Here is a 22,037-nt window from a genome sequence, read left to right as displayed (position 1 = left end):
GTACCTTGCGTACAGGATGTAAGCTCGGGTTATGCCCGTGTTATTACTCCTGGCCCTCGAGTCTTTTTGAGTAGTTCTAATTTGTTCGTTATTTTAAATTTTTATGTCCAGTCTTGTTTTATTCTGTCTTGTCTTTTCTATTTGTCTTTATCCTTCTTTATAAGATCAGTGGGAGCCGTTAAGAAAGGCTTTGGCTGTTTTTCTGAGATTTTCATCCCAATCTGCGGACAGAGGGTCTGCGTCCAGAATTCTTGCACCTATTGAAGAGGCGATTGCCTGTGCGCTCTTTCTTGAGAATTGCGGCTGAATGAATATGGTCGAAACTGAATTCTTACGGGCAAAGTCAATTATATGAGTCATTTCTTTGGGGCTGGGTTCTTTGCCTTCCAACTCGATAGGTATTTGTCTGAGTCCGTAAGCTCTTGCGAAATATCCCCATGAAGGGTGGTAGACCATAAAGCTTTGCTGGTTAGTTGAGTCTTTGAAGGTGTTAATCAATTCATTATCCAGCTCATCAATTTCCCCGGCAAATGTATAATAATTTTTCCGGTAAATATTTGCGTTTTTAGGGTCTGCTTCTATCAGAGAGTCTCTGATTTGAATGGTTAGGATTCTAACCAGAGGCGGAGACAGCCATATGTGCGGGTCTGTAAGAAAGTTTTCGTTATGGTCGCGATGTTCTTTTTCCTCATGGAGATGTTCCTGCATTGGTTGTTTGACCACGCATTCACTGAGATGAACGATTTTTAAGTCCGTATTTGCAGATTTAAATCTTGGAAGCCACGCTTGTTCAAACGGAACCCCTATGGCAAAATAGATAGCCGCTTTGCTGAGCTGCGCCATCTGTCGAGGCTGTGGCTCGTATATGGCAGGGCTACGGCCCGGTCTGACCATTACATTTACATCAACTAGATCTCCTCCAATTTTTTTTACAAAATACTTTTGTGGAACAATAGAAACCGTCACTTGTAAAGGGGCGGTGTGCGCAACTGTGCCGATTAACAGAAGCGCAATTGTAAATATATATTTCAATTTGCAAGCGGGCATAAACTTCTCCGTGTAAAAGATAAGAAATCAGTTAGCTGTATATTCGATGAACAGGTAAGGACTAATGTTAACTTTTTATAAATGATTTGGATAAATTTATCCCATTTGGGCTGAAAAACAAGTAGAATGATGCGGTGTTTCTTTTATATGGAGACATCGCTTTCTTTTTGCTTAAAATGTATAAAACCTTTCATAGTCTTTGTGTTTAATGTGCGCCAAATGTCAAATATGTATAATTCGACTTATTTTGTTCACATTTGGCACGAAGAGTGCTCTATCTGTTTAGGATATGTGTATCTGAATTAGTTTTTTTGCAAAATTGGCAAATATTATGTTTTTTGACGATATCAAAATACATAAATGTAAAAAATAGTAAAATGTCGAGATGGGTGGGAGGTTTTAAAAATGAATGCAGCGGATACTTCATTTATTCTTATTTGTGCTGCCTTGGTAATGTTTATGACTCCGGGGCTTGCACTTTTTTATGCGGGCATGGCGCGGAATAAAAATGTTTTGGGCACTATAATGCAGAGTTTTGTGATGCTTGGTCTTGTTTCAATTATATGGGCCGTCATTGGTTATACTCTGGCCTTTGGCGATGATATCGGTGGGATTATCGGTGGAATGAACTTTTTCGCTTTGGATGGTGTCGGAATTGATACGCTGAACAGTCCGGCTGATAATCTGCCTCATCTTTTATTTATGATTTTTCAGGGTATGTTCGCTGTTATTACCCCTGCGCTTATCACAGGAGCTTTTGCTGAGCGTATGAAATTCAAGGCTCTTTTGATCTTTTCTTCTTTATGGATCATTTTTGTATACGCCCCCATGTGTCATTGGGTTTGGGGCGGAGGCTGGATGGGGGAAAGAGGAGCGCTGGACTTTGCGGGAGGAGCCGTTGTCCATATGAGTTCAGGAGCAGCAGCTCTTGCAGCCTGCTTAGTGATTGGAAAACGTAAAGGGTACGGAAAACGGTCATTCATTCCGCATAACTTGCCTATGACTTTGCTCGGAGCTGGGATTTTGTGGTTCGGGTGGTTCGGATTTAACGCAGGCAGCGCTCTTGCTGCAAACGGTATTGCGGCAAATGCTTTTGTGACAACTCATCTTGGAGCCGCCGCCGGACTTCTCGGCTGGTTGCTTGCTGAAAGTCTGCATGGTGGCAAGGCTACAACTTTGGGGGCGGCTTCCGGTGCTGTAGCAGGGCTTGTTGCTATTACTCCTGCTGCCGGATTTGTCACGCCGATGGCTGCGATTCTTATTGGATTCGGCGGCGGTATAATCTGTTATGGTGGCATTCTGCTGAAATCTATTCTTAAGTATGATGACTCACTTGACGTTGTAGGAATTCATGGTCTTGGCGGAACATGGGGCGCAATTGCAACGGGTCTTTTTGCAAGCATAGGGGCAGAAGGTTTGTTTTATGGAAATCCTGCACAGCTTTGGATTCAGCTTGAATCTGTTGTCTGCACATGGGGGTATTGCTTCGTCATGAGCTGGATACTTCTCAAAGCCGTTGATGCTGTTTGCGGCCTTCGTGTTAGCGAAGAAGCGGAATCCATCGGACTTGATGTCGCGGAGCACAGTGAAGCTGGGTATCAGTTCTAAATATTTTTAAGAGGTTATAATTATGAAAAAAATAGAAGCTATAGTCAGGCCGTTCAAGGTTGATGATGTGAAGGAAGCTATTGCCGCACTTGGTTTGAAAGGAATGACTGTCACTGAAGTTAAAGGCTTCGGTCGTCAGGGCGGTCATAAAGAAGTGTATCGCGGAGCTGAATATCAGGTTGATTTTATTGCCAAGACTAAAATTGAAATAGTGGTTGAGGCTGAGAGAGTTCCTGAAGTGCTTGAAGCTGTGCGCAACTCCGCACTGACCGGAAAAGTCGGTGATGGTAAAATATTTGTCACATCTGTTGACGAAGTGGTGCGTATCAGAACCGGCGAAACGGGGTTGGATGCAATTTAATGTCGAATTTGTCCGGCTCGGAAGCATCGATTGAAAATCTTCGTGCAGGGCGGGATGCTCTCCTTGCGGCATGCTCTAAGAGTATGCCGCAGGATTTCTCTCAGCGAATGGCTCTTCTGGTGGATTGTTATTTCAACGCCAGACTTGCAGAAGCCGTTGTAAGTGGGGTTTTACCCGACTGTACCGGGCTTTCTGTTTTGGCGGTGGGTGGTTACGGGAGAGGTAAGCTTTCACCTTTTTCAGATTTGGATGTTTTAGTACTTACAGATTTGTCAAAGGCGGATGTCCTTGAAAATCTGGCTGCCTTTTTGTTCCACCCTTTGTGGGATTTGAAATTTGAGGTAGGGCACGGCGTGCGCAGTGTTCCGCAGAATGTAGAGCTTGCAAAGAGTGATTTTAAAGTGTTGGCGTCGCTTTTGGATTTACGGTTTATCTCCGGAAATGAAGAATTGTTTAAAACTCTTTCGGGTGAATTTACTCAGAAGGTTTTAACCGTAGCAGGAGATTCTTTTTGCAGAACTCTGTGGGAGAATCGCAAGGCTGTGGGAGTTGGTATGGATTCGGTTGTTCTTGAGCCGGATCTGAAAAATGGATGGGGAACTCTTCGCGATGTTCAGTTTGTGCATTGGTGTGCAGGTGTAAAAGGCGATTACTTTCCGTTAAATTCTGATGATCTTGCTGATTTGCGCAGAGACGAGGCCTTATTAATAAGAGTCCGTTCGGCGTTACACCTCACAGCAAGGCGCAAGCAGGATCGTCTGGATATTGAAAGGCTTGCCGACGTAGCTTCGCTTTGCGGAGTAAAGGGATATTCTCCGGCAAAGCGGGGGAACGATCTTTTAAATGAGCTGCATGCGGCAATGATTCGCGTCCGGTCCATGGGAGATGCTCTCTACCGGGAATCATTCATTAAAGATTCGCAGCAGTTTATAAAATGGTCCGGCCCAATCAGTTTAAAATCAGCTCTCAATCTTTTTGAAATAAAATCTAGAAATGGTAATCCCTTAACTCGTGAAGCCAGACGGGCTGTCGCGAACATCAATAGTGAAATAGATATTTGTTTAGGTGATGCTCTAAATTTACTGATTAAAATTTTAGAAGCTCCATATGGCTGGCGGTCTTCGCTCGAAATGCTCGACAGCGGTGTGTTTAATTCTTTCCTGCCTGAATTTTCCAAAGTTGCGGCTTTGATTCCGTATGACGGATATCATCGCTATCCACCCGGAAGGCATTCGCTGCTAACTGTTCATAAATGCTGCGATATATATAAAGATGAATTTGAAGGGGAAACACTTACTCCCGCTAATCTCGATATATTGATGCTCGGAGCCTTTTTTCACGACATAGGAAAAGGTGGTCGTGATCACCATAAATGCGGTGCTGAAATAACGGCAGAAATATTGTCACGGACCACTTTCCCCTCTGAGTTTAAAGATGACGTCGTTTTCCTTGTACGGGAGCACCTGCTGCTTGTTAAGGGGGCAAGACGCATTGACTTAAGTGATGGAGACTCCTTGCTTGAAATTGCCCACAAAGTTGGAACCACGCGAAGACTGAAACTTCTTTTTATTCTTTCAATGGCTGACTCAATGGCGACAGGCCCGCGCGTTTGGAATTCGTGGAGTGAATCTTTGCTCAGAGAACTCTACTCAGGGCTTGAGCATATTCTGGCTGAAGCGTTTGTTCATGAGTTTGATAATGATCAAAAAATTGTTGAAACACGAGCTAGAGTTAAGATTCTTTCCTCCGAACTTATGGAAGGTTCATTAGTTGACTCAATGCTTGATGCAATGCCGGACAGATATCTTTTAAGTCTAGAGCCGGAAGAAATTGTTTGCCACATGGAGCAGGTAATTGACTTTAATGCGGCCTATGAAAAAGATTTGATTCGCAAGCCGAGCGGAAAGGGCGGGAAAGGATTGAATATTGTTCGTTCTGTTGAAAATATTGCTGACGGAAGAACAATAATTGTGATTACAGCCCGGGATCAGGATTTTCTTTTTGCTGCACAGGCCGGAGTGCTGGCACTTCATTCAATAAATATTCTTTCTGCGGATATTTTTTCATGGTCTGACGGGACCGCTGTGAACATTTTTACAGTTGAAAGTCCCTCAGCCGAAAGCGCTCCAACGGATCTTTGGGCGCGGGTGGAAAGGTCCATAATGTATGCCATGACCGGTCGGCTTTCACTTGATTACAGGCTGCATAAGAAACGAAATTCATTTTTTGCGAAGACAAATTCTCAAAAAGTTCCCACTCAGATTTCTGTGGATAATGATTCCAGTGAACTATGCACTATCATTGAAGTAAGAACTCAAGATCGTTCAGGAATACTTTATGATATGGCTGTAACTTTTTCACGGATGAATGTTGATCTGCGGATGGCAAGGATTTCTACCACCGGAAGCAGTGTGTTTGATGTGTTCCATGTGGAAAACGCGGGTTGGGGTAAAATTGAAGACAGCGAGCATGTAAAGGAGCTTGTGGTTGCTTTGGAATATGCAGTTTCGAGTGCTCAATAAAATAGCATTAAAAAGTTTTTTCAAGGGAGTATTGCGTGCTTTATAAGACGATAATTCATATGATTATAGACGCTTTGGTTGTTCTTATTCTTGGTGTTTTTCTAGTTTTCATGCCGGAATTGTTTGAGTCTGGCAGTGTGCTGCCTTTGGCAGGTCTTTTTGCCGGCGGGTTGGCAATGATTCTTGTCGTAGATTTTATCTTCGGTGCACGGGCATGCAGAGATTGCGCATCAGGAAATGAATGGATGAAATGTTTATCCGGCGGGCAAACATTTGAAGGTGATTTAGAAACAGTTTTTAAAAATTATCCCGAAGCTGTGATGCTGGGCGAGCTTGTACAAGATTTGACTGTTAAACTTTATGATGCCGAACAACATCTTAAGATACAAAAAGATAAGAAAAGGAAAGCATATCGGCTTGCTGACGAGGCCCGTGGTAAGGCTGAAGAGGCTCGTTGTAAGGGGTTACTTTCCGCTGCAAAAACTTTGGAAACTGCTGTCGAAGGAATCCGCAATGAGTCCGCACTCCTTGGCGATGCTTCTGTTCGAGCTCGTGACGGGGCAGGAAAACAGAAGTCATTGCTGGCTTCGGTTGTATCCTCAATGGAACAGATTGATGTATCCATAACTCAGTCTGCATCACGCGCGGAAGCTGCTGCTGACGATGCTGAAAGCGCTGCAACACAGGCTCAGTCCGGTGAAGTTGTGCTTAAGAAAACAATTTCATCCATCGGATCTGTTCTTGAAAATTCAAACGAGCTTAATGGGCTTGTTGCCGGTCTAGGATTACAGGCTGACGGAATCGGAAATATTATGAATGTCATTTCTGATATTGCCGATCAGACTAATCTTCTGGCTTTGAATGCTGCAATTGAAGCTGCCAGAGCCGGTGATGCAGGGCGCGGATTCGCCGTTGTCGCGGATGAAGTCCGCAACCTTGCTGAAAAGACTATGGACGCCACCCGCGACGTTGGAACCGAAATAGGTAAAATTCAGAAACATGTTGAGCACACAATTGCCGGAGTCGATTCTATTGCAGGTCTTGCCGGGGAAGCCTCTGATTTAGCTTCCATGTCCGGTGAAGCTCTTGTTGAAATTGTTTCGCTCGCAGGTAAAAGTTCTGAAAGGGTTCGCAAAATTGCGGAGGAAGCAGTTCAGCAGGCAGAGGCCAGCAACATTGTAAGGGAAGCAATCACTGAAGTTCATTCTATTTCTGATGAAACAGATGAAGCCATGTCCGGCGCAACTGAATCCGTGACCGTTCTTGGTGGACGCATATCGGACCTTGATGATATGATAGGTGTGTTTCAGTTGGTTGGTAATGGTAAAGTTCAGGAAGTTATCAGTTTGCTTGCCAAGTCGCCGGATGTTCAGTCACGTTCCCGTGAATTACAGGAACGTGCAATGAGGAGGGCTGTGCGCAGCAATCAATTTCTTGAACTTCTGTATATTACCGATCAGAGCGGAGTTCAGACAGTCAGCAATATTTCCGGTCATGGACAGAAGTATGAAGAAGATAAGTCTTCATTCGGTAAAAATTGGTCCAAACGTCCTTGGTTTTCTGGTCCGCTTGAAGATAAGACCTTGTATATTTCTGATGTTTATAAATCCGCAGCTTCCGGACATAATTGTATCACAGTGTCCGGGCCTTTTCTTAATTCAAAAGGTGAAGTGCTGGGAGTTATTGCCGCAGATGTGCGGATTACCGTATAGCTTTTCTTGCCAAAATGCCGATATTTATCTAAGTGAGGCCTAGCTTAATCAGTGGAGAGAGAAATCATGAAAGTACTTATAGTCGGTTCAGGCGGAAGGGAACACGCGCTTGCCTGGAAGCTCGGGCAGAGTCCAAAAGTTTCTGAAATTTTTATCGCACCGGGAAACGGGGGAACTCGTCTGGAAGGTACTAACGTTCCGATCAAAGACGATGATTTACCCGGACTGGTTAAATTTGCAAAAGAAAATAAAATAGATCTCGTAGTTGCAGGGCCTGAATTGCCGCTTGTTCTGGGCATTAAAGAGGCTCTCAGCAAAGAGGGTATTCCTTGCTTCGGTCCCGGAGCATACGCAGCTAATCTTGAAGGAAGTAAAGCTTTCTCAAAAATGGTTATGCGTGATTCCGGCGTTCCTACAGCTCCGTTTCAGGTTTTTGATGAATTTGAGCGTGCTAAATCTTTTGTTGAAAGCAAAGGCGCTCCGATTGTAATAAAGGCTGACGGGTTAGCCGCAGGTAAGGGCGTTGTTGTTGCTTCAACTGTTGAAGAGGCAATTGAAACCCTTGAATCTATGATGATTAAAAAAGAGTTCGGCTCTGCCGGTGAAAGAGTTGTCGTTGAGGAAGCGCTGAAAGGCGAAGAAGCTTCTTTTCTGGCATTCTGTTCCGGTGAAGATTACGCACTTCTTCCTTCCGCTCAAGATCACAAGGCTGTGGGCGAAGGGGATACCGGGCCTAATACCGGCGGCATGGGCGCATATAGTCCTGCTCCGATTCTGCCTCGTGAAAAATATGAAGAAACAGCAGAACTGGTCATCAAGCCGGTACTCAAACTTCTGGCGGATAGAGGAGAACCTTTTGTAGGTATCCTTTACGCCGGACTTATGTATACTCCTGACGGCCCTTCAGTTCTTGAATATAATGTTCGATTCGGTGATCCTGAATGCCAGCCGTTGCTTATGCGTCTGGACAGCGATATTGCCGAGATCATGCTTGCCTGTGTTGAAAACAGAATCTCAGAAGTGGAAGTTAAGCTGAAGCCTGAAACAACCATATGCGTTGTAATGGCTGCCGGAGGCTATCCCGGACCTTATGAAAAGGGAATGGAGATTACTGGATTTGATGAAGCTGAGCAGGTTGAAGGTGTGAAGGTTTTTCAGGCCGGAACAACGTACAAAGACGGCAAAACTCTTACCAACGGCGGACGCGTACTGGGAGTAACAGCTCTCGGGTCTGATCTTGCTGCGGCACAGGTCAGAGCATACGAAGCTGTATCAAAGCTCTCCTTCAAGGATGCGTATTTCCGTCGTGACATAGGAAATAAAGGTCTTAAAAAATGAGTGCAGTAAAAGTAGCAATCTTTATGGGGTCCATCTCTGACAGAGATACAATGCAGCCCTGTTCCGACTTGTTGACCAAACTTGGTATCCCGCATGCTTTCACGGTTTCTTCCGCACACCGCACACCCGAAAGGACTGCGAAACTTGTGAAGGATTTAGAAGCAGAAGGATGTCAGATTTTTATCTGCGCCGCCGGACTTGCCGCTCATCTTGCGGGAGCCGTGGCTGCTAAAACGATCAAACCCGTACTTGGAGTGCCTATTTGCGGCTCTGCTCTCGGCGGAATGGATGCGCTTCTTGCTACAGTCCAGATGCCTCCGGGATTTCCAGTCGGAACACTTGCTCTTGATAAAGTCGGAGCAAAGAATGCCGCATGGATGGCTGCTCAGATTTTGGCTTTGCATGATGATAAAATTGCTGAAAAGATTTATCAGGCTAGACGTGAATTTGTCGAAGCTGTTGAACAAGCCGCTGCTGAACTTGAATCAGCATAGCTTGTCAATATAGATAGATTAGTTTGTAATTAGAACTATTGGAAACCGGGTTTGATATTGTATCAAGTCCGGTTTCTTTTGTTGTTAAATATATGACTAATCAATCATCTTGTGTGCGGTTTTGAGGAATTCTTCCTGAGTAAACGGCTTTACCAGCGCTTCTTTAGCTCCGAGAGCTTTGGCCTGTTTAAGATATTCCAGCCCTGTGTACTCCCCGCCTCCTGAAATTACCAATATTTGGCTATCACTTTTCTTTTGTTTGATCTCAAGTATTGTCTGAATTCCATCCATATTGGGCATGAAAATGTCAATTATGACAAGGTCTACAGCATTAGCTGTGAATAGTTCCAAGCCTTCTTCTCCGTCAGGTGCGGATAGAATATATACAGACTCTTTTCTCAAATAGTGTTTGAGAAGATCCAGCATTTTTGGATCGTCATCAATGAGAAGGATAGTTTTCATTCTTGTTTCTTTTTATTTTCAGCTAAAAAATTATGAATAATTAAAATTATAATATTCTTTCAAAAAATGGAAGGGAATCCGTAAATAACGTCAGTTTGTCACATTTTATTCGATCACATCCGGCAATATTTGGAAAGCAATTGAAATCTCTTCCGAAACTTTTCTGTAAAGATCGTTAATTTTATCTTTATCTATGTTTTTAGCGGCTTTTTCTAGAGATGAACTTTCTTGCTGGGCAGCGATTGCCCCGACAGCTCCTGACTCGCCTTTTAACGTATGGGCTAGAATGCAAACTTTTTCCATATCGCCGACTTGAAGTGCTTCACCTATAGCTTTAAGGTGCTTAACGGCTTCTTCTTTGTAAATTGCGATTGCTTCACCGAGCAGTTCACTATCTCCAGAAAATCGGGCTAAAGCAGCCTCAATGTCAAAGCGGTCAGAATATTCTGCTAAATTCATATAAGCTACCTACAATTTTTGTATATTATACTTCTCGATATTGAATTCCGGTTCAATTATTCACTAATAATTTTTTTATAATAACATATCAATACATTGTATTCAATATGGACTTTGAAATGTTATCAAAAAAGGCCCTGATCGCAAATAAGCGGTCAGGGCCTTTTTAATTACAAACTTATATGAGAGAGCTAGTCTTTTTTCTCAAGCTCAGCATACCATCCGCCGGCTTTGGTCAGCAGGTTTTGAATTCTGCCTACAAGTGCATGCGGGTCGTTGAGGTAACCTTCAAGCAGGAGAGCGGATTCCAGTAGCTGTCTTGATGAAAGTTCAATGAATTCATCGTCAGCGTTCACTTTGAAAATTTCAAGCATTGAACGGAGCAGAGGATGGTCTGCATTGATTTCCATGGTCTTGGTAGGGACAGAGCTGTCCTTATTCATGACCTTCATGATTTTTTCCATGGAGGAAGTCATTGCTCCGTTCGGGCTGATCAGACGGCAAGGGCTGTCGCTCAGTCTTTCAGATATTTTGACTTCAGCTACCTGTTCGCCGAGAACTTCTTTCATTTTGGCGGCAAGAGCGTCCATGTCTTTAGCCTGCTCTTCACTTAGAGGAGTGGCTTCGTTTTCTTTTTTAGCTGATTCAAACTTATCCAGCTTTTCAAGGTCTGCGTATTCAGCGGAAACAAGCGCGAACTCTTTGTGCTCGCGGAGGCTTTCCATAACGAATTCATCAATAGGCTCGTAGAGATACAGAACTTCGATGTCTTTGTTGCGGAAGATTTCAAGATGCGGGTTCAGGTTGGCAGCTTCGCGGCTGGCAACGAACGCATAGTAAATTTCTTTCTGTTCGTCTTTTACGCGTTCAATGTAATCATCAAATGATACAAAAGTGTCACCGTCTGATTTAGATGAATCAAAACGGAGCAGGTTTGCATATTTATCTTTGTTTAAGAAATCCTGATGCCCGGCTTTGAATATTTTAGCATGAGCTTTCCAGAATTTTGCATATGTTTCAGGATCATCTTTCGCTATTTTTTCAAGCTGGGAGAGAACCTGCTTAGTCATTGTTGAACGAATTTTACCGATGAGCAGGTTGTCCTGAAGAGTCTCGCGGGAAATGTTCAGAGGCAGGTCTTCGGTATCCACAACTCCTTTGATGAAGCTGAGGTATTCAGGAAGCATATTTTTATTCTGGTGTTCAATTAGAACTCTGCGGACATAAAGATCAATTCCCCAATTGTCGCGGTCCATGCCGAATATATCGAGATCTTTTTCAGGCACGAAAAGAAGGCTGTTGAACTGCACAGGAGCATCAACAGAGAAGTGAAGTGTGCTGATGGGGGGCTTGGGATCGTATGTGAGGAATTTATAAAATTCTTCGTACTGTTCCTGCTTGATCTGGAATTTAGGTTCACGCCAGAGAGCTGTTACAGTATTGACTCTTTCTCCGCCGATCATGATGGGGAAAGATACAAAGTTGGAATGCTTGGATACGATGCCTTTGAGTGTGTCTTCGGAACCGAACCGTTTAACCATGTCTTCTTTAAGGAAGATCTCAATGGATGTTCCATGAGTCATTTCTTCATCAAGAATGGTTAGTTCGTAATTGGTCTTGCCGTCAGAAGTCCACTGAATAGCGGGAGCATCTTTTTTGAAAGATTTTGTGCGGACAATAACTTTGTCGGAAACCATATATGCGGAGTAGAAACCTACGCCGAAACGTCCGATAAGGCTGTCCAGACTTTCATTTGTATCCGCAGCCTGTTTGATAAACTCAGCAGAGCCGGAATGAGCGATTGTTCCGATGTTAGCCATGACTTCTTCTTTGGTCATGCCTATTCCGGTGTCGGCAACGGTGATAGTTTTGGCTTCTTCGTTGTAGGATATGCTGATCTGAGATTCAATCTCGTCATCAAGAGCTGGGTCGCGATTGATTTCAAAGCGCATCTTATCAAGTGCATCGGATGCGTTTGATACGAGTTCTCTAAGGAATATTTCGCGGTTTGTGTAAAGAGAGTGGACCAGGATGTCCAGAAGCTGGTTGATCTCAGCCTTAAATTCGAATTTTTCTGTCTGTTCAGTCATCAGTTTTCCTCCAATAATTAAATTCCTTCCGGCTGCCGGATTGACAGTCGGAAGGCTGAATTTGGTGTAAATGAGGGGGGAAGCCCTGCTCCGTGATAACGGCTGCAATTCGGGCTTGCACGTAGGCTATTTAGTTACGGCTTTCATCTTGTCAAGAAGGTACTTTTCAAGTTCCCGTCTGTCTTTGCGTAATCTGACGAGTTCAGCTTCCATTATGGACAGCTTATCTTTGAGGCATGTATTTTCTTCTTGAAGGGTTTGAATGTTCTCACCCTGTTCATTTAAATCTTTAGCTGTCTTTTCCATTCCGCAGCGGAGTTCTTCGGATATTGGCGCATCGGAAGGGAAGGAAAGTTGTGGTATATTGGAAAGTAACCCTCTCAACCCTTCAGTGATGGATTTAGAAATCTCTGCGCCCATAGCGGCCGCCATCTGAATAGCCGGCTCCATATTGATCTGCTGAAACTGGGTGGAAGCTGGTTGCTGTGTCATATCATACGCAGTCTGTTCAATGGCAACATTAACCGGATATTTTCTGGAAAGTTCAGCCATGACATCTTCAGTGGTATGGCCTTGTTTAAGCATGGAGGCTATGAGTGAAAAAATTTCAACAGCTCCAGGTTTAAATCTTTTTTGCCGGTTTCTTCCTGCGCTGGGCAGGTATTGGGCAAAACGGTTTTTCCAGTAATGAAGAGTTGATTCCGGGACTTCCAGTAAGCGGGATATTTCTGCTATGGAGAGAAGTTTCTTATCCGTCACGGTTATGCTCCGCAATGCTTTAGGTAATGTATTGAACAGTCTTTAATTGATCATTAATTGTTAGTTTTAATTTGTATTCAAGTCAATATGCTCTTTTTAAAACATCTATAGAATTAATGTATAATTAATCAAAATTACAACTACCGTAGTCAGTTAAGCGATCTTTCATTGATTAGTGTTACGGAATGAAGTAGGCGAAATTCAGTTCTTGTTTATGTATCTGCAAAATCGGCTTTATAAATTGTAGCTATATGTGTTTAGTTTTCTCTGATTGTGGTAATAGGCCGAGATGGGTTTGTTTCAATATTGTTTGTTAGCTACTTGCAATTCAAGATTGTTGTCTTATTGTTGTAAAAACATTCTTTGCTTTGGTTGTTATTTCTGCTGAAAGGGTTAAAAGTGCATGTGAAAGTATGCAGCATGGTCTGTCCGTAATTCGAATTTGTATCTATTCAGGAGATTTTGTTGAGTTCCGAAACTATTTTTCTTTTTGACGTGGGTAATACCAATACTAAAATTGGTTTTTCGACCCGTGATGAGATCGGCCCTTCTTTTGTTTTGCCTACTGATCCCGGCGGCACTGCTGATTCATGGGGGCTTAGACTTCTTGAAATATGCCGCATAGCCGGATATGCTCCCGAGGATATTGTCGGGGGCGCTGTTTCTTCTGTTGTTCCTCCTATGAATCCCATTTTGAGATCTGCTGTTAAGAGATTTTTTTCATGCGATTTGAATTTTTGTCCTGAAGATATCAAACTGAATATTGACAATAGATATGAACGCCCGTGGGAAGTTGGTGCGGACAGGCTTGTGACGGCCTTTTCAGCCCGCTGTATAAGTGATAGCGAAAATATTATTGTAGTTGATTTCGGAACTGCAACCACATTTGATTGTGTTGTGGGTAATGCGTATATGGGTGGTTTAATTTGTCCCGGAGTATTGTCGTCTACCAAGGCGCTTTCTTCCGGAACAGCAAAACTTCCGCATATTACTCTTGAGCTTGAATCAAATGTTATCAGGCCGGGTAAAAGTACCGCTGACAGTCTTAATCAGGGGCTTATTTTCGGATTTGCCGCTATGGTTGAAGGGCTGAGTCAGCGGTTAAGTGATACTTTGGGCGGTGAGGTTGAACTCATTGCCACCGGAGGCTTTGCCTCAAAAATAGCTGAAGTTTGCCGTGCTATTGACCGTGTAGAGCCGACCCTTCTTTTGGACGGCCTTCGCATGGGCTGGTTTGGCATTGAGGAATAAACGGTCGTAAGGTTTTTGTCGGAGCTTGTTACCGACATTTCGGAAGTAAACCGGAAAAGTAATGTTTATCTATTTTCAAGGAGAAATGTCATGAGCACTATCGTAGCTGTCTGGGCTAGAGAAATTCTTGATTCCAGAGGTAACCCCACAATTGAAGTAGAAGTGGTTCTTGAATCCGGCGCCACTGGCCGTGCTGCTGTTCCTTCCGGTGCATCCACCGGTACTCGCGAAGCTCTTGAACTTCGTGATGGTGATGAGGACCGTTACGGCGGAAAAGGCGTGCAGGTTGCTGTTGCCAATGTCCGTGAAGAAATCGCTGAAGCATTGGTTGGACAGGACGCACTGCGTCAGGTTGCAATTGATAACTTCCTGATTGATCTTGATGGAACCGACAACAAAGAAAGACTCGGCGCTAACGCAATGCTGGGTGTTTCCATGGCTGTTGCAAGAGCTGCTGCCAACTTGCTTGGAATTCCTCTCTATCAGTACCTTGGCGGCGTAAATGCAAAATTGCTGCCTGTTCCTTTGATGAATATCATTAATGGTGGTGAGCATGCTCCCAACAATCTTGATATTCAGGAATTCATGATTGTGCCTCTCGGCGCTGAAACTTTCGCGGAAGCTCTCCGCATGGGTTCTGAAACTTTCCACGCTTTGAAAGGTATTCTTGCTGCTGACGGTCATAACACCGCAGTAGGTGATGAAGGCGGATTCGCTCCGAATCTGAGTTCTCACGCTGAAGCTTTTGAATACATTATCAAAGCTATCGAGAAAGCTGGATACAGACCCGGTCATGACATTGCTCTCGCAATTGATGCTGCTGCTTCCGAGTTCTACAAAGACGGTAAGTACGTGCTGAAAGGCGAAAACAAAGAGTTCACAGCTGATGAATTGACTGACTTCTATGTTGACCTTTGTGATCGCTTCCCGCTTATCTCTATTGAAGACGGGCTTGCAGAAGGCGACTGGGAAGGCTGGGAACATCACACCGAAGTCCTCGGTGAACGCATTCAGATCGTAGGTGACGATGTATTCGTTACCAACCCTGATATCCTTGCTGAAGGAATCGAACGCGGTGTTTGTAACTCTATTCTGATCAAATTGAACCAGATCGGAACTGTTACTGAAACCCTCGATACCATTGAGCTTGCAAAACAGGCCGGTTACACCACCGTTGTTTCTCATCGTTCCGGTGAAACCAGTGATCACTTCATTGCTGATCTTGCTGTCGGTCTCAATTCCGGTCAGATTAAATCCGGTTCTTTGTGCCGCAGTGACAGGCTTGCAAAGTACAACCAGCTTCTTCGTATTGAAGAAGATCTCGAAGATGAAGGTATCTACTACGGACCTGCTCTTCGCGAAGCATTCTTCCCTGAAGGCTAGAGTCGCACTGTTTTATAAGATTATTCAAAGGGCCGGAGTGCAATTGCGCTCCGGCCTTTTGTATTATATGAAACCAGTGTCTTGAATAATTCAGCACGGAGTATGCACTATGATTATTTTAAACGGAAAAGAAACAGCACTCACTATTCGTGAAGAGCTTAAAATTGAAATAGATTCATTAAAATCAGAATACGGCAGAGCTCCCGGTCTGGCCGTCATTCTTGTTGGACAAGATCCAGCATCAGAAGTTTATGTTCGCAACAAGAAAATTGCCTGTGAAAAATCAGGGATTATCTCTTATGCACATCACATTGATGGCGGAGTAGCTCAGCAGGATCTTGAAGACCTGATCAAGACGCTCAATGCTGATGATAAGGTTGACGGCATTCTGCTCCAGCTTCCTCTCCCTAAAGGACTCGACAGCCAGCGTTGCCTAGAACTCATCGATCCCGGCAAAGATGTTGACGGTTTTCATCCAATGAATGTCGGCAAGCTCATGCTTGGATTGCCCGGTTTTCGTTCATGCACACCAGCTGGAATCATGACTCTACTGGAACGTTACAATTTACCTACTTCCGGCAAAAAAGCGGTCGTAGTGGGACGTTCAAATATCGTAGGTAAACCCCTCGCCATGATGCTGATGCAGTATGGTGATTTCGCAAACGCCACAGTGACTGTCTGTCATTCACGCACTGCGAATCTTGCGGAAGAAGTTAAGAGCGCGGATTTCGTATTCGCCGCTATCGGCATCCCTAAATTTATCACCAAAGATATGGTGAAACAGGGCGCGGTCGTTGTCGACGTAGGTATCAACCGCACTGATGACGGTCTGGTCGGTGATTGTGATTACGCTGCACTAGAAGGCGTTGCCAGCGCAATGACTCCAGTTCCCGGCGGAGTTGGACCTATGACTATCGCACAGTTGCTAATTAATACTGTTCAGGCTTTTCGGGAGCATAACGCTTAAGTGAGATTGAACTTTATTTGGAATATAGAATTTGAAAATCCCCTCCTTCGAATAAACGAAAGAGGGGATTACTTATTACAATCAATATTTTCTTAAATTAAATTTTATCTAAACCCTACGCATCAAAAGCACTCTCAAATATCCCCACAACTTCTTCTTTATTCATCTGGTAAGGATCAAGCGTGAACAAAAATCCCATGGCGGTCATTGCGTTATCGGCAAGTGCTCCAGCCTGTGATTTATCAAGTTTGTAATCGTTAAGATCCAGTCCGTCACAATCAATGTCTTTGATGAGCTGTTTTAGTGCAGTGATGAATGCCATAGGGCGTTCGCTTTCCGGCAGTTTGCTGACATCAACACCCATTGCTTCGGCAAGAGCGGGGAACCTTTCGGGCACTTTCTTTGCCATGAATGAGAAGTAGGAAACACTCAGCATGATCAGTCCTGCGCCATGCGTAACAGATGGGTCAAACGCACTTAGTGCGTGTTCCATTGAATGCTGTGATATACAGCTGGATGTTGATTCCACCATGCCGGACTGCGTGCTGGCCCATGCTAGGGCGGTGCGGGCTTCCATGTTTGAGCCGTCTTTTACTGCTGTCGGCAGGTGTTTTGTTATCAGCTTGACGGAATCCAGAGCGAACAGGTCGCTTGCTGGCTGGTGGACGTTGGCAAGGTATCCTTCTGCGGCGTGGAAAAAGGCATCCATGCCCTGATATGCTGTCAGGTGTGCGGGGACACTGAGCATCATTTCAGGGTCAACAATAGCAATTACGGGGAAAGTTCCCGCAACGCCGAAGCCGATTTTTTCCTTGGTTTCCAAGTTGGTGATAACGGTCCACGGGTCAGCTTCTGTGCCTGTTCCTGCGGTTGTCGGAATGGCGATCAGGGGTAATACTTTTTCAGTGACGGGTTTTCCTTTTCCTGTTCCGCCGCCGATGTAATCCCAATATGTTCCTGGATTATTCACCATCACCGCGATGCTTTTAGCTGAATCAATTGAACTGCCGCCCCCGAGTCCGACGATGAAATCACAGCCGTTTTCACGGGCCATCTGAGCGCCTTCCATGACGTGATCAACGATAGGGTTAGGGAGGACTTTGCTGAAAATTACAGTTTCAACTTTTTGTGCTTTAAGAGCCTTAACAACCGTATCAAGGTATCCGAAACGGGTCATTGACGTGCCGGAGCTTATTACTATGAGAGCCTTGGTTCCGGGCAGAGCTACTGTTGCCAGTTCTTTTATGCGTCCGGCTCCGAAAATAATATTAGTGGGTATGAAATAGTTGAATGAAGTATTCACTGAGATCTCCTTTATGAGTTAAGTAGTTCTTTTGCTATTTTTACGTTGTCACATTATATAGTTTCTTAAAAGAAATTAATTTTCAACAACGGATATGTCATATGGAAGGTTTAACTCATCTTCTGGCTTGTATTCAGGATATTTCGGGCGGAAGTTATTCAAATGATATTATGGAACTTACTACCGATAAGTATAGTCCGTATGTTCGTGAAGTAGCTGAATCTGTCGGTATGATGATGGTTAAAATTGAGGCTCGTGAGTTTGCTCTTGAGCAGGCCAATGAAGAACTTAAGCAGAATATTGTGGATACCGTTAAAGCCACTGCGCGCGGGCTGAGTCTGAGGGATAAGTATACTCGCGGCCACGGTGAGCGTGTGGGACAGTACGCTCAGAGACTGGCTCTTCGGGCCGGGTTTTCAGATGACGAAGTCTGGACAGTTGGACTTGCGGGAATTCTCCATGACATAGGTAAAATCGGGTTCAGCGACAGATTGTTTTTCAATGAAGATATTCACGTTGATGATGACATGCTCGCTGAAATAAGGCGGCACCCCGAAGCCGGGTTCCGCATGCTGAAAGGACTTAAATTTCTCGGTCCTGCAGTTGAATTTGTGCGCGCCCATCATGAAAGACTGGATGGAACAGGGTATCCGAACGGGCTTCAAGGTGATGAAATCTCTAAGGGAGCGCGTATTTTGAGTATTGCGGATGTATTTGATGCCATTACTACGAGTCGCACTTATCAGGATGCAATGGGACTTGATAAGGCCTTCCCCATTCTTAGAAAGCTAGCAGGGCCTTCTCTAGACCCAGAACTGGTTGAAATATTCATCAAAGAGATACAAGAGGGTGGCCTTGAAGTGGTGGATGAGGAGTTTTCGACCTGTTTAGGAGAGAATGATGGGAAATAAAATACTTATTGTTTTCATGCGGTAAAAAGATATTTAAGAATGATTCCTACTTAGCTTGCCTTTGATATGAAAATGCTTATTATTTCCACTCGCCGTTTTAGTCTTTAAATATCCTTGAAAAATTGAAGTTTGTTCCGGATCAAATAATTCGGACAGTGAGAAATATATGCAGAACAAGTCAATTCATATTGAAGGTGCGAAGCATCACAATCTTAAAGATTTGAGTTTAGATATTCCGCGTGATCAGTTGGTAGTTGTTTGCGGTCCTTCTGGATCAGGTAAATCTACTCTCTCATTTGATATTGTTTATGCCGAGGGACAGCGTCGATACGTTGAGTCGCTTTCAGCATATGCGCGGCAGTTTCTACCCCAGCTGGATAAGCCGAAAGTTGATAAGATTGAAGGTCTGTCTCCTGCTATTTCGCTTGAGCAGCAATCTACTTCCCGCAACCCGCGTTCAACTGTTGGAACTGTGACAGAAATTTATGATTTTTTACGCGTGTTTTATGCGCGACTAGGAAAATATCATTGTCCTAAGTGCGGTAAAGCTATTGAAGCTCAGACTTCGGATGAAATTCTGGATCGCATGATGTCTCTTGAAGCCGGTACAAAATTCATGCTCCTTGCTCCGCTTGTTGATCATCAAAAAGGTACTCATAAAGATCTTTTTATTAAACTTAAGCGAGAAGGATTTGTTCGCGTAAGGGTGAATGGAGAAATTTCTGCGATCGATGAAGTTCCGGAGCTTGAAAAGAACCGTAAGCACAGCATTGAGCTGGTGGTCGATCGTCTGGTCATAAAAAATGATATCAAGAAAAGGCTGGGCGATTCACTGGAGCTTGCTCTGCGCTATGGCGATGAATCAGTCATAGTTTCAATTGTCGGCGGTGAGGATATTTATCTTTCAACCATGTCGACCTGCACCTCCTGTAAAATAAGTATGCCGCGCTTGTCTCCGCAACTTTTTTCTTTCAACAGTCCTCAGGGAGCCTGTCAGACCTGTTCAGGAATCGGCAGTGTTGAGTATTATGAACCTGATTTGCTTGCACCGAATAAAGGTCTTTCTCTTAAATCAGGAGCGGTTATTCCTTGGAAATCTCCGCAAATGTTTGGGCGTTATGAGGCTGAATTTCGTGCTCTCGGCAAAAAATATGGTTTTAAGATCGATACCCCTCTGAATGAATTTTCCAAAGAAGCTATGAACGCGTTGTTCTACGGAGATAAGAAGCTTGATTGGGAAGGGATAATTAATCAGCTTGATGCCGGGCGTGACCTGGGACGCATTTGGCGTGATGAACTTGCTCGTTTTAGACAGAATATGCCTTGCCCCGCATGTAATGGCGCACGTCTGCGTCCTGAGTCGCTTGCTGTACGGGTTGAAGGCGAAAGTGTTTTCGACTTTTGTTCCATGTCTATCAAGCGGGCGCTTAACTGGTTGGAAGGGCTGGAATTTAAAGGGCATGATTCGCTTATCGCCGAGCCTTTGCTTAAAGAATTGATTCACCGCATCGGTTTTATGGCCAACGTCGGACTGGATTATTTAAATCTAGGTCGTAATATGGCGACTCTTTCTGGGGGAGAAGCTCAGCGTATCCGTCTGGCAGGACAGCTTGGTTCAGGGCTTGTCGGTGTAACGTATGTGCTTGATGAGCCGTCTATCGGGTTGCATCCTCATGATAACGAACGGCTTCTCAAAACGTTACGTTCATTGCAGGCTCGCGGGAATACCGTGCTGGTGGTTGAACACGATGAATCCACTATCAGAAATGCCGACCATGTTATTGAGCTTGGCCCCGGTTCCGGTATGCTTGGTGGTGAGATTGTTTTTCAGGGCAGCGTTGACGATCTGCTGGGTAAGTCGCAATCACTCACTGCAAAATATTTACGCGGAGAACTATCTCTTGATAAGCCTGAGGAAAGGCGCATTCCTTCCGACTGGATAAGGATGCGCGGAGTTACAACAAATAATCTTAAAAATCTGGATGTGGACATCCCGCTGGGTATCTTGTGTTGTTTCACCGGAGTTTCCGGCTCAGGAAAAAGCTCGCTTGTGGTGGATTCCATGTATAAGCATCTGGCATTGTCACGGGGGATAAAGGTTGATCAGCCGGGGCAGATTACCGGAATTGACGGCATTGATAAGATTGAAAAAGTAATTTCAATTGATCAGTCTCCTATTGGAAGAACTCCGAGGTCTAATCCTGCGACTTATACTAAAATATTTGACGAGATCAGAAATATATTTGCGGCGACAAAAGAATCTAAAAAGCGCGGCTACAAGCCGGGTAGGTTCAGTTTTAACGTTCGTGGCGGACGCTGCGAAGCTTGTCGCGGTGATGGTCAGATAAGAGTTGAAATGCATTTTCTACCGGATGTTTACGTGACCTGTGATGTCTGCAAAGGTAAGCGATATAACAGCCAGACGCTCGAAGTAGATTACAAGGGGCGCAATATAGCAGAAGTCCTTGATATGACCGTCCGGCAGGCGAAAGTTTTCTTTGAAAATCATCCTACTTTGAAGCGTAGACTCGAAGTATTAGAGCAGGTCGGGCTTGAATATTTACAACTCGGTCAGCCGGGAACGACTCTTTCGGGTGGTGAAGCTCAACGCATTAAAATATCACGTGAACTGGGCAAAAGACGTTTGCCCGGTACTCTTTATATTCTTGATGAGCCGACCACGGGATTGCATATGCACGAAGTCGGCAAGTTGATCAAAGTTTTGCAGCAGTTGGTAGAAAAAGGGGCAACGGTCATTGTTATTGAACACAATACCGATGTAATCCGCGCTGCTGATTATGTTTTTGATCTAGGTCCGGGCGGAGGCGAGTCCGGTGGAGAGATTGTTGCAAAAGGTACACCGGAAGAAATAATGGAAAATCCCGAGTCGGTTACAGGGCAGTTTTTATTATAGCTTGCGATTGCGGTAAATTAAGCGGTTTAAATAAAAAATCCGTACAAACTTCCAGAGGAAGTTTGTACGGATAATAATTAGTCCATTGGAACATATTCAATTTCGATGTTTTCAAGATAGCTGCGGACCTTGGCAGTGCACTCAGGAATTTCCGTCATGATTTTATCGCAAGCTTTATTTTCAATAAGACCACCAAGTCTTGTTAGCTCTTCAAAGCCGTAAGACGATCCTGTTCCTTTCAGCTTGTGTCCCAGTATCCTGATTTGGTCGAAGTTTTCGGCTTTTATTGCCTCTTCGAGTTCACCCAATTCTTTATGTCTGATTTCAAGATATCGTGGCATGATCTCTTCGAGATCTTCATCTACTTTGACAATTAATTTATTGCTCATGGTATTCCTCCAGAATAAAAAAGAAAGTCGCACTCCCGTGAAAAGAAGGCGTACTTGAACTTCTATT

General features: G+C 44.2%; 18 protein-coding genes. 11 read left to right on the top strand and 7 right to left on the bottom strand.

Translation table 11 applies throughout. The features are described 5' to 3' along the window. Nucleotides 1-165 precede the first annotated feature (165 nt). Nucleotides 166-1,047: a metal ABC transporter solute-binding protein, Zn/Mn family gene (locus tag JEY82_RS11315; RefSeq protein WP_304085496.1), complete on the bottom strand. Its 882-nt coding sequence runs from the start codon at nt 1,045-1,047 to the stop codon at nt 166-168. A 405-nt stretch (nt 1,048-1,452) separates the two neighbouring features. Between JEY82_RS11315 and JEY82_RS11310 the strand changes: the two genes are divergently transcribed. The 6 genes from JEY82_RS11310 to purE all read left to right on the top strand — a co-directional run bounded on the left by JEY82_RS11310 (nt 1,453) and on the right by purE (nt 9,082). Beyond that, nucleotides 1,453-2,655: an ammonium transporter gene (locus JEY82_RS11310; protein WP_304085495.1), complete on the top strand. Its 1,203-nt coding sequence runs from the start codon at nt 1,453-1,455 to the stop codon at nt 2,653-2,655. Between the two features lie 22 nt (nt 2,656-2,677). Next, entirely contained in the window at nt 2,678-3,016 is a 339-nt protein-coding gene (locus tag JEY82_RS11305; protein ID WP_092158581.1) for a P-II family nitrogen regulator, read from the top strand. Continuing rightward, nucleotides 3,016-5,538: an HD domain-containing protein gene (locus JEY82_RS11300; protein WP_304085494.1), complete on the top strand. Its 2,523-nt coding sequence runs from the start codon at nt 3,016-3,018 to the stop codon at nt 5,536-5,538. Before JEY82_RS11305 ends, JEY82_RS11300 begins: the two co-directional genes overlap by 1 nt. 35 nt (nt 5,539-5,573) lie before the next feature. Then, the gene (locus JEY82_RS11295) at nt 5,574-7,250 is read left to right on the top strand and encodes a methyl-accepting chemotaxis protein (RefSeq protein WP_304085493.1); all 1,677 of its coding nucleotides are present in this window, start codon (nt 5,574-5,576) and stop codon (nt 7,248-7,250) included. Between the two features lie 66 nt (nt 7,251-7,316). Continuing rightward, nucleotides 7,317-8,588, top strand: a complete 1,272-nt coding sequence (gene purD, locus JEY82_RS11290; protein WP_092158587.1) for a phosphoribosylamine--glycine ligase — start codon at nt 7,317-7,319, stop codon at nt 8,586-8,588. Next, entirely contained in the window at nt 8,585-9,082 is a 498-nt protein-coding gene (purE, locus tag JEY82_RS11285; RefSeq protein ID WP_304085492.1) for a 5-(carboxyamino)imidazole ribonucleotide mutase, read from the top strand. Before purD ends, purE begins: the two co-directional genes overlap by 4 nt. Nucleotides 9,083-9,178: 96 nt before the next feature. On the opposite strand, the gene JEY82_RS11280 is transcribed toward purE, so the two are convergent. The 4 genes from JEY82_RS11280 to JEY82_RS11265 form a co-directional block, all read right to left on the bottom strand. Further along, nucleotides 9,179-9,544 (bottom strand): response regulator transcription factor, encoded by a 366-nt coding sequence (locus tag JEY82_RS11280; protein ID WP_304085491.1) that lies wholly within the window; start codon nt 9,542-9,544, stop codon nt 9,179-9,181. A gap of 105 nt (nt 9,545-9,649) precedes the next feature. Then, entirely contained in the window at nt 9,650-10,003 is a 354-nt protein-coding gene (locus JEY82_RS11275; protein ID WP_304085490.1) for an Hpt domain-containing protein, read from the bottom strand. Between the two features lie 191 nt (nt 10,004-10,194). Beyond that, entirely contained in the window at nt 10,195-12,093 is a 1,899-nt protein-coding gene (gene htpG / locus JEY82_RS11270; protein WP_304085489.1) for a molecular chaperone HtpG, read from the bottom strand. A 126-nt stretch (nt 12,094-12,219) separates the two neighbouring features. Then, the gene (locus tag JEY82_RS11265) at nt 12,220-12,852 is read right to left on the bottom strand and encodes a MerR family transcriptional regulator (protein WP_304085488.1); all 633 of its coding nucleotides are present in this window, start codon (nt 12,850-12,852) and stop codon (nt 12,220-12,222) included. 465 nt (nt 12,853-13,317) lie between these two features. Here JEY82_RS11265 and JEY82_RS11260 point away from each other — a divergent pair, with 465 nt between their 5' ends. From JEY82_RS11260 to folD, 3 genes are all read left to right on the top strand, one after another. Continuing rightward, nucleotides 13,318-14,103 (top strand): type III pantothenate kinase, encoded by a 786-nt coding sequence (locus JEY82_RS11260; protein WP_304085487.1) that lies wholly within the window; start codon nt 13,318-13,320, stop codon nt 14,101-14,103. A 90-nt stretch (nt 14,104-14,193) separates the two neighbouring features. Beyond that, nucleotides 14,194-15,486: a phosphopyruvate hydratase gene (eno, locus tag JEY82_RS11255; protein WP_304085486.1), complete on the top strand. Its 1,293-nt coding sequence runs from the start codon at nt 14,194-14,196 to the stop codon at nt 15,484-15,486. 109 nt (nt 15,487-15,595) lie between these two features. Next, complete coding sequence (folD, locus tag JEY82_RS11250; protein ID WP_304085485.1) at nt 15,596-16,453, top strand: bifunctional methylenetetrahydrofolate dehydrogenase/methenyltetrahydrofolate cyclohydrolase FolD; 858 nt, start codon at nt 15,596-15,598, stop codon at nt 16,451-16,453. Nucleotides 16,454-16,568: 115 nt separating this feature from the next. Here folD and JEY82_RS11245 read toward each other — a convergent pair whose 3' ends face one another. Beyond that, complete coding sequence (locus JEY82_RS11245) at nt 16,569-17,756, bottom strand: iron-containing alcohol dehydrogenase (protein WP_304085484.1); 1,188 nt, start codon at nt 17,754-17,756, stop codon at nt 16,569-16,571. A gap of 101 nt (nt 17,757-17,857) precedes the next feature. On the opposite strand from JEY82_RS11245, the gene JEY82_RS11240 reads away from it, so the two are divergent. Both JEY82_RS11240 and uvrA read left to right on the top strand, forming a co-directional pair. After that, nucleotides 17,858-18,667, top strand: a complete 810-nt coding sequence (locus JEY82_RS11240) for an HD-GYP domain-containing protein (protein WP_304085483.1) — start codon at nt 17,858-17,860, stop codon at nt 18,665-18,667. Nucleotides 18,668-18,833: 166 nt separating this feature from the next. Continuing rightward, nucleotides 18,834-21,581 carry an excinuclease ABC subunit UvrA gene (gene uvrA / locus JEY82_RS11235; protein WP_304085482.1) on the top strand — a complete coding sequence of 916 codons (2,748 nt, stop codon included), beginning with the start codon at nt 18,834-18,836 and terminating at the stop codon, nt 21,579-21,581. 77 nt (nt 21,582-21,658) lie between these two features. Here uvrA and JEY82_RS11230 read toward each other — a convergent pair whose 3' ends face one another. Continuing rightward, the gene (locus JEY82_RS11230; RefSeq protein ID WP_304085481.1) at nt 21,659-21,970 is read right to left on the bottom strand and encodes an Hpt domain-containing protein; all 312 of its coding nucleotides are present in this window, start codon (nt 21,968-21,970) and stop codon (nt 21,659-21,661) included. Between the last annotated feature and the right edge of the window lie 67 nt (nt 21,971-22,037).

It is taken from the genome of Maridesulfovibrio ferrireducens, assembly GCF_016342405.1.
In the GTDB taxonomy this organism is placed as follows: Bacteria; Desulfobacterota; Desulfovibrionia; order Desulfovibrionales; family Desulfovibrionaceae; genus Maridesulfovibrio; species Maridesulfovibrio ferrireducens_A.
This window is presented reverse-complemented; position numbering and strand designations above follow the sequence as displayed.